A 14911-nucleotide genomic window follows, 5' to 3' on the forward strand; every position below is an offset into this window, starting at 1 on the left:
ATGCGCTCTAGATTAATTATGTTAGTAGAACAAAAAGCAAAAGCTAAACTTCCTACACGTTACGGAATTTTTGATATCTATGTATTCGAAGAACTTGCCAATGGCAAAGAACACGTAGCAATGGTAATGGGTGATTTAGGTGACGGTGAAAAAGTCCTAAGTCGTATTCACAGTGAATGTCTAACTGGTGATATTTTTCATAGCTTAAAATGTGACTGTGGTTTCCAGTTACATACAGCTATGCAAAATATTGCTGCCGAAGGACGCGGAGTTTTAATTTATCACCGTGCTGAAGGTCGTGGTATTGGCTTAACCAACAAAATTAAAGCCTACGCTTTACAAGATCAGGGCATGGATACGGTTGAAGCTAATGAAGCTTTAGGTTTTCCAGCTGATATGCGTGACTTTAATGCTTGTGCTGATATTTACACTTTATTAGGAGTGAAATCAGTAGAGTTAATGACTAATAACCCACGTAAACTAGATACTATGCGTCGCGATGGTATTAACGTAGTAGCCCGTCGTCCGATTGTGGTAGGGAAAAACGTTTATAACGAAAACTACTTACGCGTAAAAACCGACAAGCTCCAACATATGTTCACCCAAGATGAACTTGATAGTCAAAATATTGACGTAGATTTTGCAGCCCAAGAGCAAGCAAACTTACCTCAAGATGAGAAAGGTGCAACAGCACATAAATGTAACTGCGGTCATCATCACGACTAAAGAGCGTTGAAATTATAGTTCCTAGTTGTGGTCATCATAACTAAGTACTGCACCGTATCTATAGAGAGCGAGCGCTCCTGAATACGCTTAAGGCTTTATGCCACTTTTATCATGCCTAATCCAGAGGGACAAATCATGGCAAAAAAAGAAAAACTGCTAACAGTGGGTAAACTAGGTTCGACCTATGGTTATAAAGGTTGGATTCGTGTAAACTCTTATACTGAACAAGCAACAAACATTTTTAACTACCCAAATTGGTTAGTTAATTTGAATGGTAATATGACTCCAGTAACTGTTGAAGACTGGAAAGTTCATGCTAATCATTTAGTGTGTAAATTAGATTGCTTACATACACTTGAAGAAGCTAAGGCTTTTAATAATTTATACGTGTATGTAAAAAATGAAGATTTACCAGAACTTGAAGGTGAGTACTACTGGAAAGATCTAATTGGCTGTAAAGTAGTAAACCAAGAAGAATACGAATTAGGCACAGTAAAACAAATCCTTGAAACTGGTGCTAATGACGTTTTAGAATTAACAGCTCCTTTAAATGATCAATACGGACGTAAAGATCGTTTAGTGCCGTTTGTGGATCAATACTTAGTAAAAGTTGATATCCAAAACAAATTAATCGTAGTTGATTGGGATCCGGAATTCTAAACTTGGTAAAAACCTCTTGACTTTATTGTTGCTTTAGCATATTGTAATAAAGCCTAGAGATTCTCTAGGCAGATACCAAGGCAATGGTGTCTCAATTTTTTGGATTTGAATCTTTCGTCTAGTTTTACAAGTATTTTTTGGTCGGCTTGTAAAACTAGACGTTTTTTACATGTGTAAATAAGCAAAAAGCTTAGGTATAGCAAAATGGGACTCTCCCCATAAAATAAACTTAAGTGAAGCCAAGTAGCTCAAACAAACATTAGTAAAGTAAGACTTGTAAGTAAAGCAAACAGCTAAAACGTGCTTAAGTAAAGTAATACACCACAAACTTAGCCAAAGCAATATAAAGTAAGCTGCACTAAAACAAACTAAAACTAACTAAAACAAACTGAAACAAACCAAAACTAAATATCTATTTCGGTTGTATTTTTTCAATTGTATTTTAGATAGTTTAGTTCTACTTAATTGAGAGCGAAGTTTTAACAATTTTGCCAGATAATTTCTCACAAGTTGAAAAATACACGCTATAATATGAAATGTTGTGTCTCTCTTAGAGGCATACAAAGAATATTTACTTAACTTAAAATTATTTATCATGGTTACGAAGAGAAGTGCCAGACTTCACTTTGTAATGTTTAATCTTTCCTTTAAGCCAAGATGAAACCGGTTGCCTTTTTCTTAGGGCAAGAAACTTTAAAAGCTCGACTTTTAAAGTTAGCTAGTGTTTTATATGTGTCGCATGTAAAGCGATTCGCACGTTTATCTCAGCAAGGAATACAGAAGCTTTTCATCTGGATTAGTGTGGTTAGTTTCTTGAGCATGAGTCAAGTAACTCAAGCCCAGTCAGCACTAACTGCAGCTTCAGCTCAGCACTTAGATCAAAAAGTAGCCGAGCTTGAGCAAGTAGTAAAAGCTTTAGATCCTGTAAGTGAACATACTGCAGCATTAAGCCAAGCTGAAGCACAAAATTTCTTAGTGCAAGTAGCTCCAGAAGTATTAAAGAGTGAGCAAGCGAATCTGACAATGTCATTGACAGCAGTTTTTACTTCTCTTGCAGCTACTCCTACTGTGAAAGTTGAAACTATTGCTCATGAATCATCTGCACCAAGTAGCAGTAGTAGCAATCAACGAGCGGTACAACTTGCTGCGCATAAGAATGTAAGTGCTAGTTCTCAAAGTACTACTCAAAGCACCAATGCTAAAGCTAAACCTGCAGCTAGCAGTAGTACTAAAGTAGCACATGACCCTTTAGCACAAAAAATCATTCTTGCCTATCAGCAAGAGAAAAGATTTTTTGATGATTATCAAGCGCAAGTGAGTACGTTCTTAACAGCACTACAAAACCGTGCGCAAAAACACAGCTTCTTGTCCTATCAACAAGATATCAGATACTTAATTACTCCAATTGCTAATGCTGTTAATCAGGATATGCAATTGGTAACTAATGAGCGAGGTGAACAAGCTATTCAAAGTAATAACTTAGATCACATTGCTCAACTATCTTTACTTTGTAATAGTTACTATAATTTAGCCAGTCATAACGATGCGAGTGTCGATCAAATCTGCACTATGCGCATGTTACCAGTGCTCTTACTCAATCTTAAAGATGCTAATGAGTTTAGTTACTTAATTCTGGACTTTATTAAGCAAATTCGTGAGAATAATACGGATGAGGGAGTACTTGCGACGGATCCGTTATATATTTTTATCAACGCGTCATTAAATGACTACCGTAAAAGTAAAATTACGATTATTGATTTAGATCGTAAACTCCAAGTTATTCATGGCAATAGCTTTACTTTAGCTAATGCTCGACCATTAACTTTAGAGCAAGTAATTACTTTTAGTGCAGATAAGTTTAACTGGTTAGTAACTAAAGATTAGTTGTACCCTACAACTAGGGACTCCCAAAAATTGATATAACTCTTATAAAGATAGCATAAAAATCAAGCAAATATCAAGCTTTTATGGCATAATGCCTGTTATTAAACTGATAACAGTATATAAGTCTCCAAAAGCAATCATTTGTTAGTATTTTTATGAGCAGAAATTACACGTTACCCAATTCAAAAAAAGTTCAATTAGTAGATGCAAATAATAAAAACTTTAAAGCCTGAATTCCGCTGCGCAGCGCCCGACGTGGCTTTAATTTAATAAGGATTTTTCCTATAAAATTAACTAAAAATCTAGCTCTAAATATCTAATTTTGATATGGTAAAGCAAACGCCCGATGTTTTTATAAAAATAAAAAATAATTAGAGAAGTATTTTATGAAAGAGCCTAGATATGTAGCAAGACCAGCAGACAGAGTAAAAAGAGGTGGAGGAGTTTACATATACTATGTACTTAAGCATAAAAGAGGTAAAAACGCCCAAGGTGAAAGTTACACAACTAGCGATACACCACACACCAGCATATTACATGGTAGCTAAAGTACTTGCTGCAAATGTAGGTCTTCTAAAAGCATTAGAAGAAGTATTTGACGAGAAAAGTATTAATACAATTCTAGCTTTATCAGCTTTTTACCACCAAGAAAAGAACGCTGTAAGACAGTTTGAACAATGGTGTAAAGAGCGTAACTATGAAACGAACTGCTTATCTAGTTCTCAGGATATTAGTAAATTCTTCAAGGAAATCTCAACGAAAGTTGAAGATTTTAAAGAAGTATGGTCAAAAAACAGATACTACGATGGGATGTCAGCAATCTTCGATATAACTTCTCATAGTTCATATGCAGAAACTTACAAAAATGAACTAGTTAAACGTGGATATAATCGTGATCGCAATGATTTACCACAAATGAATTTTGCTTTAATTATTGATCCTGAAACCAAGATTCCAGTCAACTTTGACCTCTTCAATGGTAACTGTAACGATATCTCTCATTTCTCTCGTAATACCATGAGACTTCTACCGAACGTTAAAGATCCTGATATCGAGTTGGTTTTTGATAATGGTTGCTGTTCTAAAAAAGCATTACAAACGCTAAGTTATGAAAATGTTAAATTTACTACAGTGATTAGTGAAGAAAGCACTCTTTACAAAGAATTAGTAGAGAAAAGCTATGGAAACATTCTTTTTGATGGGAAATTAACTTACGATGAAGATGTTTTCTCAAAAAGATACGATACAGACTATCTTGGAGTACCTGTAAATGCCCACGTATATTTAGATTACAAGCTACTACATGAAAAGAGAAAAGCTCTAAGAAATAAGACCGATGCTTTAAAAGAAGAAGCAATAAAGTATCTTGGTAATCCTAAGAAATTACTGTCTCGTTATGGATCTGTTCTTGAGATAAAACCTCATGGTGACACTGCTTTAACTGCTAGTGACATTTGTGTAGATGAAGATAAGTACCGTGAACTTCAAAAGAAATGTGACTTCTTCACAGTGATAACGAATACACCAAGAGATTCTTTATCTGTACTAAACATTTATAGAAGAAATTACGTCGAAACAATGATGCATATTATTAAAAACGTTCTTGGATTTAAAACCTATAGAACTCACACTTCAGAAGCTTCTATCGGTAAATAACTTACAGCGTTTACTTCTTTAATTATTTACAATCAATTTACTGATGCAGTTCGTAAAGATCATACTCTTGCTACTTATTCGATAGAAGATATGATCAAAGAGCTTAATAGCAACCATGTGCTTAAATTAAAAACGGTAACTTAGAAGTTTCTGTTATGTCAACTTTACAGAAAAAGCTACTTAAAGCAGTAGGCATCTCAGTAGATGACTTTACGGATGCGATTAAGAAAAATATTTAAAAAAAGTCTGGCGTTTTATTTTAATTTGCGGAATTCGGGTTCTAAATTTTATCTTTACAAAATAAAGGTCTTAGAAAAATTTCTAAGACCTTTAGCGTTTAAAATTTGCAATAAATTGTATATGGTTTGCTAGTGTGTTTTGTGTTTTACTATGTATTCTGTTCTAATTTTATCTAAGATATTGCATGTACTAAATTATTTAGGAATAATTAAGGCAAGTAATCTAACCCATTATCAGGAGTAAAGTAGAACATTAAAGGAAACACTGAACGATATTTTAAAATATCCACATTATCTGTATTCATGGCATAAATATATAAACTATTACTCCAGCAAATACAAATAAGCATTAAGAAAAAGAAAATATACGTAAACTTTGAACGAAAGTGTAAGTGGAGAATCCGTCGCCAAATATAAGCACTAAATAGTACTTCAAATAGCAAGATAAACGGAATAGCAATAAAATACACATTTACAAAGTCTACTTGATAACGTGCATGGGCTAGCAAGAGGTCAACAAGATTTATCCACCGTAAGTGTTCGTAAAAAATGTTATATACCGCTTGATCGAGCATGAGCAGGCTGATCAATAAAGTATAGTAAGTGGCAACTACTAGTCGGTAATAGAAGTCATTTTTAATGATAAAAACTACGAGTATAGGGATCACTAAACTAATAAGTGAGAGTAGAAAAAAATGACTAAAATTAGTGGCTAAAAAATAGCCCATACTAATAGCATTATGAATATGTAAGCCAGAAATATAGCGTAAGCCTAAAAGCCAGAAGATAACTAGATTACATAAGACGAACCAATATGCCCATCTTAAGTTCATAATGCGGCGTTGGCTAGGAGTTAGATATTGAGTAGAATTTAAGAGAATATGCATTAACTTCTCCTATTCAGGCAAAGTAAAATCATGTTCAACAATAAACTCAAGAGGACTGATATTTAGTTCTTGCAGAGTTTTAAGAGTTTGACTAATGTATTGTAAGTGCGCAAACTCATAACCTTTAGAGAGCATGCCTCGAGTTACTTTGGCTTTCACTTTAGGATCTTTAAGATCTAAGTTGTGAAAGTCTTTAGCAATAAAGAGTGCAAAGGCTTGGTGCTGCCAATTAACTTGCGCTTGTTCAAGTGCTTGCTCAATGTCTTCGTTGCTAACACCTTTTTGGCGTAGTTTTTGACGAATATTCTGTGGACCAAAGCGCGAGAGCGCTTGGTCGTGCACAAAAACTTCGGCAAAGCGCTTATCGCTTTGATAGTTTTTGCTTTGGCAGATTTCTAAAGCTTGCTCACTCTCTTGTGCTTCATAACCTTTTTCGCGCAGTTTTTGTAAGAGCTGATGAGCTGAACACTCTCGCTTAGAAAGCAAGTAAATTAAATAGTCATAAGCTGTTAAACGTTTAGCCATATTTAAATTTCCTGTAGTTAAGCATACAGCTTTAAGATTATGGTTAAGAAGTTTAAAGCTGTGCTTATATTATAAGTCTTCTCTAAGTTCGAGGTAAAACTATCATACAAGGATGTCCTACAATTGAGTTAGTCTGGTAGGAAGAACAAAAACATTTAAGGCTTCGAAGTATTACTTCGAAGCCTTGATAGTATAAGTTTAGGATAAGCGTATAGCTTAACTCGATTTAACTCAACCAGGCTCAACTTGACTTAGAGATGAGTTATAAACTCATTATTTACGAGACAACCAACGATTTTAGAAAGTATCAGCTTCTCTAAAGAAGTGACTAGTCATGCTTTATCTGTAACTAGAGAAGAGCTTACAGCTAATTTTTAGTCAATGCTTATAGGTTATGTTTCTAAGCGATGTTTCTAAGCTATGTAAGCTATGTAAGCTATGTTTATAAGCTGCGTCTCTAGCTTACACTTTTGAGACTATATGGCATATTATTTTTTAGATTGTATGCCATACGACTTTTTAGACTAGGACGAGATTACTTGTGACAAGCTATTGCTTGTCAGCTAATTGACGTTCAACAATAGGTAATAGTTTCTCAAAGCCAGCAAATTTTGCTTCCTCAACTATATCTTGGATAATATGATTAAGTAGAGCTGTAACTTGCGGGCTATGGTAATTAACTAAGTGCTCATGATTAAAGGTAATCGTATAAGCACGGTTTAGCGTAAATTCTTGCGCTTGTAGATCTCCAGCGTAGAAGTTAATGCGCACTTGCTGTATATCAAAAGCAGCTAAAGCTTTCTTTAAAGTTGGATCGCTGCTAATTAGTTCAAGGTAAGTTTTTACGATTAACTTAAGTTGTTCGCTATCTAAGTTATTTTGTTTTGTAGTAGGTTGTACTCTTGCTAAGAGTTGAGGTAAAATTTGTGCTTGTTGCTCTTGGAAAGCTTTACTTAGTTGTGAGCTAGAAATAGCTTTACCTTCGCTATTAATAAAATAAGCATAAACCCCTAGAGGTAATGAACACGAGCCACCTAGTTTAGCACTAACCGTACGCTCTAAGTAACTAAGCACATAATTAACTGGATCATTTAAGAGTGGGGCTAAAATACTTGGTAGTTGAGCTTTATCCCACTGAATAGCAACTATACCTTGTCCAGGAGCACTTACCCAGTCAAATTGATCTAAAATCTGATAGTTGTAATTAGCGAGTAAGCCTAAACGTTCAAGCCCAGCACGTGCCAAAATAATTGCATCATAACCTTGCGCAGGATCATCAAGTTTAGCTAAACGTGTATTTACATTACCACGTAAAAGTTTTACTTTTAAATGAGGATACTTATTAGCTAAAAGCGCACGACGACGTACTGAAGCTGTACCGACTACACTATCTTGAGGTAGATCCTCTAAGCGCGTCCATTTACTGCCAGTTGGAAAAACAGCTACATCTTCGTAGTACACACGTCCTAAATAAGAGTAGGTATATTTTTGATCTGGGGTTACAGGTACATCTTTAAGCGAATGCACGGCAATTTGCGCTTGACGCTGTTCCATTGCTTGTTCAAGCTCATAGGTAAAAAGACCTTTACCACCAACCTTAGCTAGAGAAGTTTCGAGCTTTTTATCACCGGTTGATACCATCGGTAATAAAATTGGTTGGAACTGACTAAATACAGGATGCTCTGCAATTAATTGTTGTACCATGCGCGCTTGCCATAAAGCTAAGTCGCTATTACGAGTGGCAATAACTAAAGGGAGTTGCTGATTTTTCATATACATAAACGTCAGCTTTACTACTAGTTCAAGCTGAACTCAAAAATAACCGAGAATAAATGATAAGTGCTAGTTGCTGCAACTAGCCCTTGCTATTATAAGCCAAGCCTCTAAAGGCGAGAAAAAAAATGTCATAAAAAAGCCCAATCGGAAAGGATTGGGCTAATACTTTTAGGAGTTCATAACTTAACATTAAGTTATATGAAATATGAAAGATATATTAATAACAGAAACTATAGTAAATCAATCACTTCATTAATTTACTTAAGATGAATAAGATATGAATTAGATTACACTGGATGGACTAATTTGCAGTGTAAAATCGAGCAATATAGGTTGATTATAACAGAGTTATTCAGCTTTTGCTGCACTTTCGGCTGCTTGTTCAGGAGCCATACGTTTAAGCGCAATTTTATACACCACACGCATGAGCCAGAAGGTCGCAAAGACAAATACCCCAGCAATCATATTCGAAGCTAAAACATCATGTGCATAATGATAGCCAAGGATAATACGACTCACTTCTACGCAAATACCCCAACCAAGTACCCCAAAGGCTACTAACCAGAAAGTTAGTTTCTTCGCTGCATATGCCATTACAAAGAAAATCATTACCCAAGTGGCCGCAAAAATACTATGACCTGATGGGAATGAGTATGGGCTTTCAGCAACTAAGTGATTTAAAGCGTTACGACGAGCACTTTCACCATCACCAACCATGTATGTACTTTCAAAATATTTAATGAAAGCTTCTTTACCTTCTTTGCTAAGGTCGTAGTAATAGTTGATAATGCCTTGAGTGGTTGATTGCGCTGACTCATTAGCAGCTGCAGCTTCTGGAGTTTCCTCGGTTGTAACTTGTACACCTTTAGCAGCTAACTCGGCTTTATATTGTTGATCGAAGTTTGCCACAAAGTGCTTATCACCAATATCAGTTAAACGGTAGGCGATTTGATAAACAAATGGACGAGGTTCTTGGAAAGTGGCTTTTAAACCCTCTTTAATAAGTTGAGTACCTGCTACAGCAAAAGCACAATAAACCGTAATAGCAATACTTAGCGGTAAGTTACGATAGTAAAACGAAAGTAATACTAATAAGAAAATGGCAGAGAGAACCATAGCCGACTTAGTATTAGCCGTAGCTGTAATATATGACCAAAAACTACTGTGTGACGCTAGTTGATTAAGATCCCATGCATAACCCATAAAAATGAAGACACAAGGAACTGCTAGCAGAATCACAAACGGGATATAAAAATAACTAAATTTCATACTATTTTAATATGCAAGCGCTAAGCTAAAGCGCTGTGATCTAAAACTTAAGTTTAGAAATATAAGTCTTGCATGAATCGCATGCAAGCGAAAATCTTTGGCTTATTTTAACAAAAATATGCCTCAGGTGAGGAAAAATTCAAGTAAAAAAAGCCACTCACATTTGCGATAGAGTGGCTAATAATCTATATAAAATATCTTTTGAAAAAATTTAGGTTAGCTAGCTATTGCACTCCATACATGTCAATTAGTCTGGGTGTTTAAACTAACTGCGAACTATTTTACTATACTTTTGTCATTTTTGCACGAAAATACAGGCTTGAGCAGAGTTAGCTTGGTAAAAATGTTAGCGTAAGGGAACAAAGTAAAGACAAATTAAATATAATCTCAATACAACTTCGATACTATCTTAATATAGCCTTAAGACAATCTCAATATAAGCTTGAATACAATCTCAATACAACCTTAGTACAACCTTAATGCAATTTCAATACAACTTTAATCTTTAAGTTGTATCTGAGCTGTACCCCGAAGATCATACAAACCAGATTTCAGACTGATCTCAGAATAGACCTAAGAATCGACCTCAAACCAGACCTCAAATTAGATCTAAAACCAGACCTCAAACTATACCTCAAACTAGACAACAAATCAGATCTCAAACTAGACACCAAACCAGACACCAAATCAGACATAAAACTAGACACTAAACAAGATCTCGAGCTAGAGGTCAGTTGTATCTCAAAATAATACAAACTAACCCCCTTGCTGTTTAGCAAGGGGGAAGTAAAAATTGAGATTTGAATTTGAGTTTTAATCTAGGGAATAAAACTTATTCACTTCTTATTCATCTAGCAAATTAGTGAGCACGATAGTGACCTACACCATTCTCATCTTCTTTGGCTGTACGAGTCATCATTTCTGCAGCTGAAGTGTGTTTACGCAGATTTAGTTCGTTTTCACGTGCAACTATTTTTCCACGTAGTGAGTTAGTGTAAACATCTGTAATTTCTAGATCAACAAATGTACCAATTAATTCTGGTTCACCAGCAAAGTTAACTACACGGTTGTTTTCGGTACGACCTGTTAACTCCATAATGTTTTTCTTCGAAATACCTTCAACTAACACACGTTGTACAGTCCCTAACATACGACGTGAATACGCCATTGCTTGTTGGTTAATACGTTGTTGTAATAGGTACAGACGTTGTTTTTTCGTTTCTTCAGAAACGTTGTCTTCGATATCAGCAGCAGGAGTACCTGGACGTGCTGAGTAAATAAAGCTGTATGACATGTCAAAGTTCACATCAGCAATTAAGTTCATCGTATCTTCGAAATCTTGATCTGTTTCGTTAGGGAAACCTACGATAAAGTCTGAAGAGATTTGAATATCTGGACGAGCTTCACGTAGTTTACGGATAATGAACTTATACTCTAAGCGCGTGTGGTTACGACGCATTAAGTTTAGAATACGATCTGAACCTGATTGTACAGGTAAGTGTAAGAAGCTTACTAGTTCTGGTGTATCACGATATACATCGATAATATCGTCAGTAAACTCAATTGGGTGTGAAGTAGTAAAACGTAGACGGTCAATACCATCAATTGACGCTACTAAACGTAGTAATTCAGCAAATGTACAGATCGTACCATCAGCTTTTTCTCCACGGTAAGCATTTACGTTTTGTCCTAAAAGGTTAACTTCACGTACCCCTTGTTGTGCTAGAGAAGCAATTTCATATAGTACGTCATCTAATGGACGAGAAACTTCTTCCCCACGGGTATAAGGTACAACACAGAACGAACAGAATTTGTTACAACCTTCCATGATTGATACATAAGCAGTTGGACCTTCAGCGCGTGGCTCAGGCAGCATGTCAAATTTTTCAATCATTGGGAAAGAAACGTCAATTACGTTTTTCTGTCCGTTTTGAATTTGCGTAATTAATTCTGGTAAACGGTGGATTGTTTGTGGACCAAAGATAATATCTACATATGGTGCACGTTCTTTAATGTGTTCACCTTCTTGTGAAGCCACACAACCACCTACACCAATAATTACATTGCGGTCTTTTTTAATGTTTTTCCAACGACCTAATTGGTGGAATACTTTTTCTTGTGCTTTTTCACGAATTGAACAAGTATTTAATAAAAGTACATCTGCTTCTTCCGGCACTTCTGTTAATTCCATGCCTTTAGTAGCTTGTAAAAGGTCTGCCATTTTTCCTGAATCATATTCATTCATTTGGCAGCCCCATGTTTTAATGTATAGTTTTTTGCTCATAAATAATCGAAAATAATAAAACAAAGTTACATCAACATAGTGAGGGCTGATACAAGCATATAGTGCTCGCGCTCTACAAGAGATAGCCATGCTATAAAGTTAGAATCTAACTAGCAACATAGCGTGATATTAGCAACATAGCGTAATATTAAGCATTGTAAAAGCGCTGAAGCGAAGATGCTCTTACCGAAATACCTCAACTCATGAAGAAGAATGGTTGCGACATTCTTCCTAATAGCAAAACGCAAAAGCTTAAGGGTAAACTTTATTCCTCATACTTAAAACAAAATCACCAATTGATCCCCTTATGCTATTTATTCCCTAATTCTAATTAAACCTCTTATGTTACTTATTGCCTACTTCCAAGTTATTGCCTACTCCCAAGCTCAACAATTAGCGTTTTTTGCCCTTGTAGTAGCAATGAAATTAGCAACAAATTAAGCAACCATGGAAGCAACGATAAAATCAACCAAGTAAGCTCAATATAAGCAACCAAGTAAGCCCAATATAAGCAATCAAGTAGACACAAAGTAGACACAAAGTAAGCACAATGTCAGCAATCAAAATCGATCAGCATTGCCTTTACAATAGAGCTACTTATGTTGCCGGTGCTGTAGATTAGACTAGAGACCTAGGTGGATTTTGTTATAATGAGGACACCTTAAGCTCGCTAGGTTAAACTTATCCAACTTATATTTAATTAGTTACTAACTTATATCTAATTAGTTACCAACTTATACTTAATTAGTTAATTAGTAATTAACTTTATAGTTAGCATTAGTGGAAGTGGGAGTATGTAAAATCTAGCTTGAGCAAATTTTGCTAGACAAATTATACCAGCAATTAGCTAGCTAAACTTAGACTTTTAACCTATGAGGGAGAGTTTAGAGTTAAATGCAGCTTTTTATTGCAACAAATACAATTTATTCTTATTTTGAGTGTAACTAGTGAGAACTAGTTCGTTTTAGGAAGTAATTATGGCTTTTACCTTTAATTCTGCTGCAAAGACAGCATTACAAGTAACTGCACTCGGAGATTTAGAGGCTTTAAACTTAACTCCAGCTACTCAGAGCTCATTAGCTAAACTGCAAGAGCAACAGGCTCGTGCTGTATTCATTGCTGGAGCAGGATGCGTAGGTCTGGCTACAGCCTTAGCTTTATTAAAGCAAGGTTATACGGTTGTTTTACATGACCCACAAGCATTAACACCTTGGTCAGCTGAACAACGTGATGTAAAGATCTTTGCGGTTAATCATGTTAATGCCTCTTATTTAGATTCTTTAGGTGCTTGGGACTATATTAAAGCCTTACGCGTAAATGCTTATGACACTTTAAGTTTATACGCTGAGCAACAGCCAGAAACTTTCTTTACCGCTCAGGAAGTAGACATTCAAGAACTGGGATATATGGTGGAGAATGCGGCTTTAGTGCAAGGTTTATTACAAGCTTGTCAGGCATATGAGAATTTTATTTTCTTATCGCAAATTCAAGTAACCAATGCCCAACGTTTAAACTTAGCTGGAGAGTTTAATGTTTCAGAGCAATATAAACCTCTTGCTAGTCAACATGCATGGCATATTACTTTTAATACAGGTTTAAGCTTAGTAACAAACCTAGTGCTTGCTGCTGATGGCGCAAATAGTTATTGGCGTCAACAAGCCAACATCGGTGTAGATACTCATAGCTATCCAACTAAATGTCTGCTTATTCAAGTGGAAACAGATGCTGCAGTAACTAGTAAGTATGCGCATCATACTTGGCAGTATATAGACGAGCATGGTCCTAAAGCTTGGCTACCTGAAAGTGAAAATACAGGAGTGCTTTGTTGGTACGACCAAATCGAAACCATTGATGCTTTACAGCAAATGCCATTAGCACGTCTAACAACGCAAGTATTACAAAAATTTCCAAGTGATCGTGTAGGAACTGAGCTTAAAGTGTTACAAGCAGTAAGCTTCCCTTTAGCTCGTAAACGCGCGAAACATTATTGGCAAAATAATGTTCTCTTGCTCGGAGATGCAGCACATACAGTTAGCCCATTAGCTGGACAAGGTTTAAACTTAGGTTTACAAGATGTGCAATGCTTAGATCTACTGTTTGCGAATCGTGACTTTAAATCTTTAGAAGCACTAGCTTTAGCTTATGCTCGCGAAAGATTTACAGACAACACTGCAATGCAAGAGTTTCTTTCGTTCTTACATCATACTTATGTATCGCAATTAGGGATCTTTAAAATGATTAAACCTAATCTCTATCGCATTTTAAGTATTACTCCTTTAAAACATGAAGCTCTAAACTATGCAAATGGAGATCGTAGTGTACATCGTAGTGTGTTTACGATCCTGAATAAATTAAGTAACTTCTTAGCCAATAGTCGTACTAAATCTGGGAAAGACGAAGCTGGCTTATAGCGAGCGACAGCGTAGATCTAACTTGCATACCTAGGTTTATTTCTAGGGTAGAAATTGTCTTAAATACCTATTCAAAGACTTACGCTTAAACTTGTCTTAAATCCCGATCCACATATCTACTCTTTAACTTGTCTTAGATACTTATACTTAGACTTGTTTTAGTTACTTAAACTTGTCTTTGTGGTGCATCACTTAAGTTATGTAGGATTAAACTTACGCAAACAAGAAATATCTAAAGTAAAGAAGGCTAATCATCTTGATTGTTCGGCTGCTGGCTTGATAGGATGATTATAATCTAGATCTATCTTCGGCAAGGCTAAGAGTAGAAACAAGAGAAAAATAGGCAATTAAAACGCATGAGAAAAGATATTCTCATGCGTTTTAACATATAATGGCTGTATCAAACTGCAATATAAAATTATAGAAATAAATTACACGATAATCCTAAGTTTAAGACTTAGGCATTATTTGTTGTAATAGGTCAGAATTTCTGAAATGTCAGGATGGTTTTGGAAAATAATGCTTGTTTTTCAGCTCTATAGCTTGAAGTTGCTTACATAGGTATGTTATAATGACAAACAAACAAACAAACAA

General features: G+C 35.6%; 10 protein-coding genes. 5 read left to right on the plus strand and 5 right to left on the minus strand.

All coding sequences use genetic code 11. The features are described from left to right. The first annotated feature begins 15 nt into the window (after positions 1–15). The 4 genes from ribA (at position 16) to CKF58_RS02680 (ending at position 4926) form a co-directional block, all read left to right on the plus strand. Positions 16–726 (plus strand): GTP cyclohydrolase II, encoded by a 711-nt coding sequence (ribA, locus tag CKF58_RS02665; RefSeq protein ID WP_119530657.1) that lies wholly within the window; start codon positions 16–18, stop codon positions 724–726. A gap of 135 nt (positions 727–861) precedes the next feature. Continuing rightward, complete coding sequence (gene rimM / locus CKF58_RS02670) at positions 862–1386, plus strand: ribosome maturation factor RimM (RefSeq protein ID WP_119530660.1); 525 nt, start codon at positions 862–864, stop codon at positions 1384–1386. Between the two features lie 819 nt (positions 1387–2205). Then, complete coding sequence (locus CKF58_RS02675) at positions 2206–3270, plus strand: hypothetical protein (protein WP_147397197.1); 1065 nt, start codon at positions 2206–2208, stop codon at positions 3268–3270. A 492-nt stretch (positions 3271–3762) separates the two neighbouring features. Next, on the plus strand, positions 3763–4926 hold the full coding sequence (locus tag CKF58_RS02680; protein WP_222987668.1) for an IS1634 family transposase: 1164 nt from the start codon (positions 3763–3765) through the stop codon (positions 4924–4926). Positions 4927–5374: 448 nt separating this feature from the next. Here CKF58_RS02680 and CKF58_RS02685 read toward each other — a convergent pair whose 3' ends face one another. The 5 genes from CKF58_RS02685 to miaB form a co-directional block, all read right to left on the minus strand. After that, entirely contained in the window at positions 5375–6052 is a 678-nt protein-coding gene (locus CKF58_RS02685) for a DUF3413 domain-containing protein (RefSeq protein WP_119530641.1), read from the minus strand. A 9-nt stretch (positions 6053–6061) separates the two neighbouring features. Then, positions 6062–6577 carry a regulatory protein RecX gene (locus CKF58_RS02690; RefSeq protein ID WP_119530644.1) on the minus strand — a complete coding sequence of 172 codons (516 nt, stop codon included), beginning with the start codon at positions 6575–6577 and terminating at the stop codon, positions 6062–6064. 549 nt (positions 6578–7126) lie between these two features. Beyond that, positions 7127–8350 carry a hydroxymethylbilane synthase gene (gene hemC / locus CKF58_RS02695; protein WP_222987669.1) on the minus strand — a complete coding sequence of 408 codons (1224 nt, stop codon included), beginning with the start codon at positions 8348–8350 and terminating at the stop codon, positions 7127–7129. Between the two features lie 351 nt (positions 8351–8701). Continuing rightward, positions 8702–9622, minus strand: a complete 921-nt coding sequence (locus CKF58_RS02700; RefSeq protein WP_119530650.1) for a phosphatase PAP2 family protein — start codon at positions 9620–9622, stop codon at positions 8702–8704. 859 nt (positions 9623–10481) lie between these two features. After that, a complete protein-coding gene (gene miaB, locus CKF58_RS02705; protein ID WP_119530652.1) occupies positions 10482–11906 on the minus strand; it encodes a tRNA (N6-isopentenyl adenosine(37)-C2)-methylthiotransferase MiaB in 1425 nt (474 codons plus the stop codon). Positions 11907–12883: 977 nt separating this feature from the next. Between miaB and CKF58_RS02710 the strand changes: the two genes are divergently transcribed. Continuing rightward, positions 12884–14317 carry an FAD-dependent monooxygenase gene (locus CKF58_RS02710; protein WP_119530655.1) on the plus strand — a complete coding sequence of 478 codons (1434 nt, stop codon included), beginning with the start codon at positions 12884–12886 and terminating at the stop codon, positions 14315–14317. Positions 14318–14911: the final 594 nt, after the last annotated feature.

Source organism: Psittacicella hinzii, from assembly GCF_003585935.1.
In the GTDB taxonomy this organism is placed as follows: Bacteria; Pseudomonadota; Gammaproteobacteria; order Enterobacterales; family Psittacicellaceae; genus Psittacicella; species Psittacicella hinzii.

Bases quoted from the DNA above. Each gene is read 5' to 3' on its own strand.
- rimM (WP_119530660.1), top strand. From the start codon at position 862: ATGGCAAAAAAAGAAAAACTGCTAACAGTGGGTAAACTAGGTTCGACC.
- CKF58_RS02675 (WP_147397197.1), top strand. From the start codon at position 2,206: ATGAGTCAAGTAACTCAAGCCCAGTCAGCACTAACTGCAGCTTCAGCT.
- CKF58_RS02685 (WP_119530641.1), bottom strand. From the start codon at position 6,052: ATGCATATTCTCTTAAATTCTACTCAATATCTAACTCCTAGCCAACGC.
- CKF58_RS02690 (WP_119530644.1), bottom strand. From the start codon at position 6,577: ATGGCTAAACGTTTAACAGCTTATGACTATTTAATTTACTTGCTTTCT.
- hemC (WP_222987669.1), bottom strand. From the start codon at position 8,350: ATGAAAAATCAGCAACTCCCTTTAGTTATTGCCACTCGTAATAGCGAC.
- CKF58_RS02700 (WP_119530650.1), bottom strand. From the start codon at position 9,622: ATGAAATTTAGTTATTTTTATATCCCGTTTGTGATTCTGCTAGCAGTT.
- miaB (WP_119530652.1), bottom strand. From the start codon at position 11,906: ATGAGCAAAAAACTATACATTAAAACATGGGGCTGCCAAATGAATGAA.
- CKF58_RS02710 (WP_119530655.1), top strand. From the start codon at position 12,884: ATGGCTTTTACCTTTAATTCTGCTGCAAAGACAGCATTACAAGTAACT.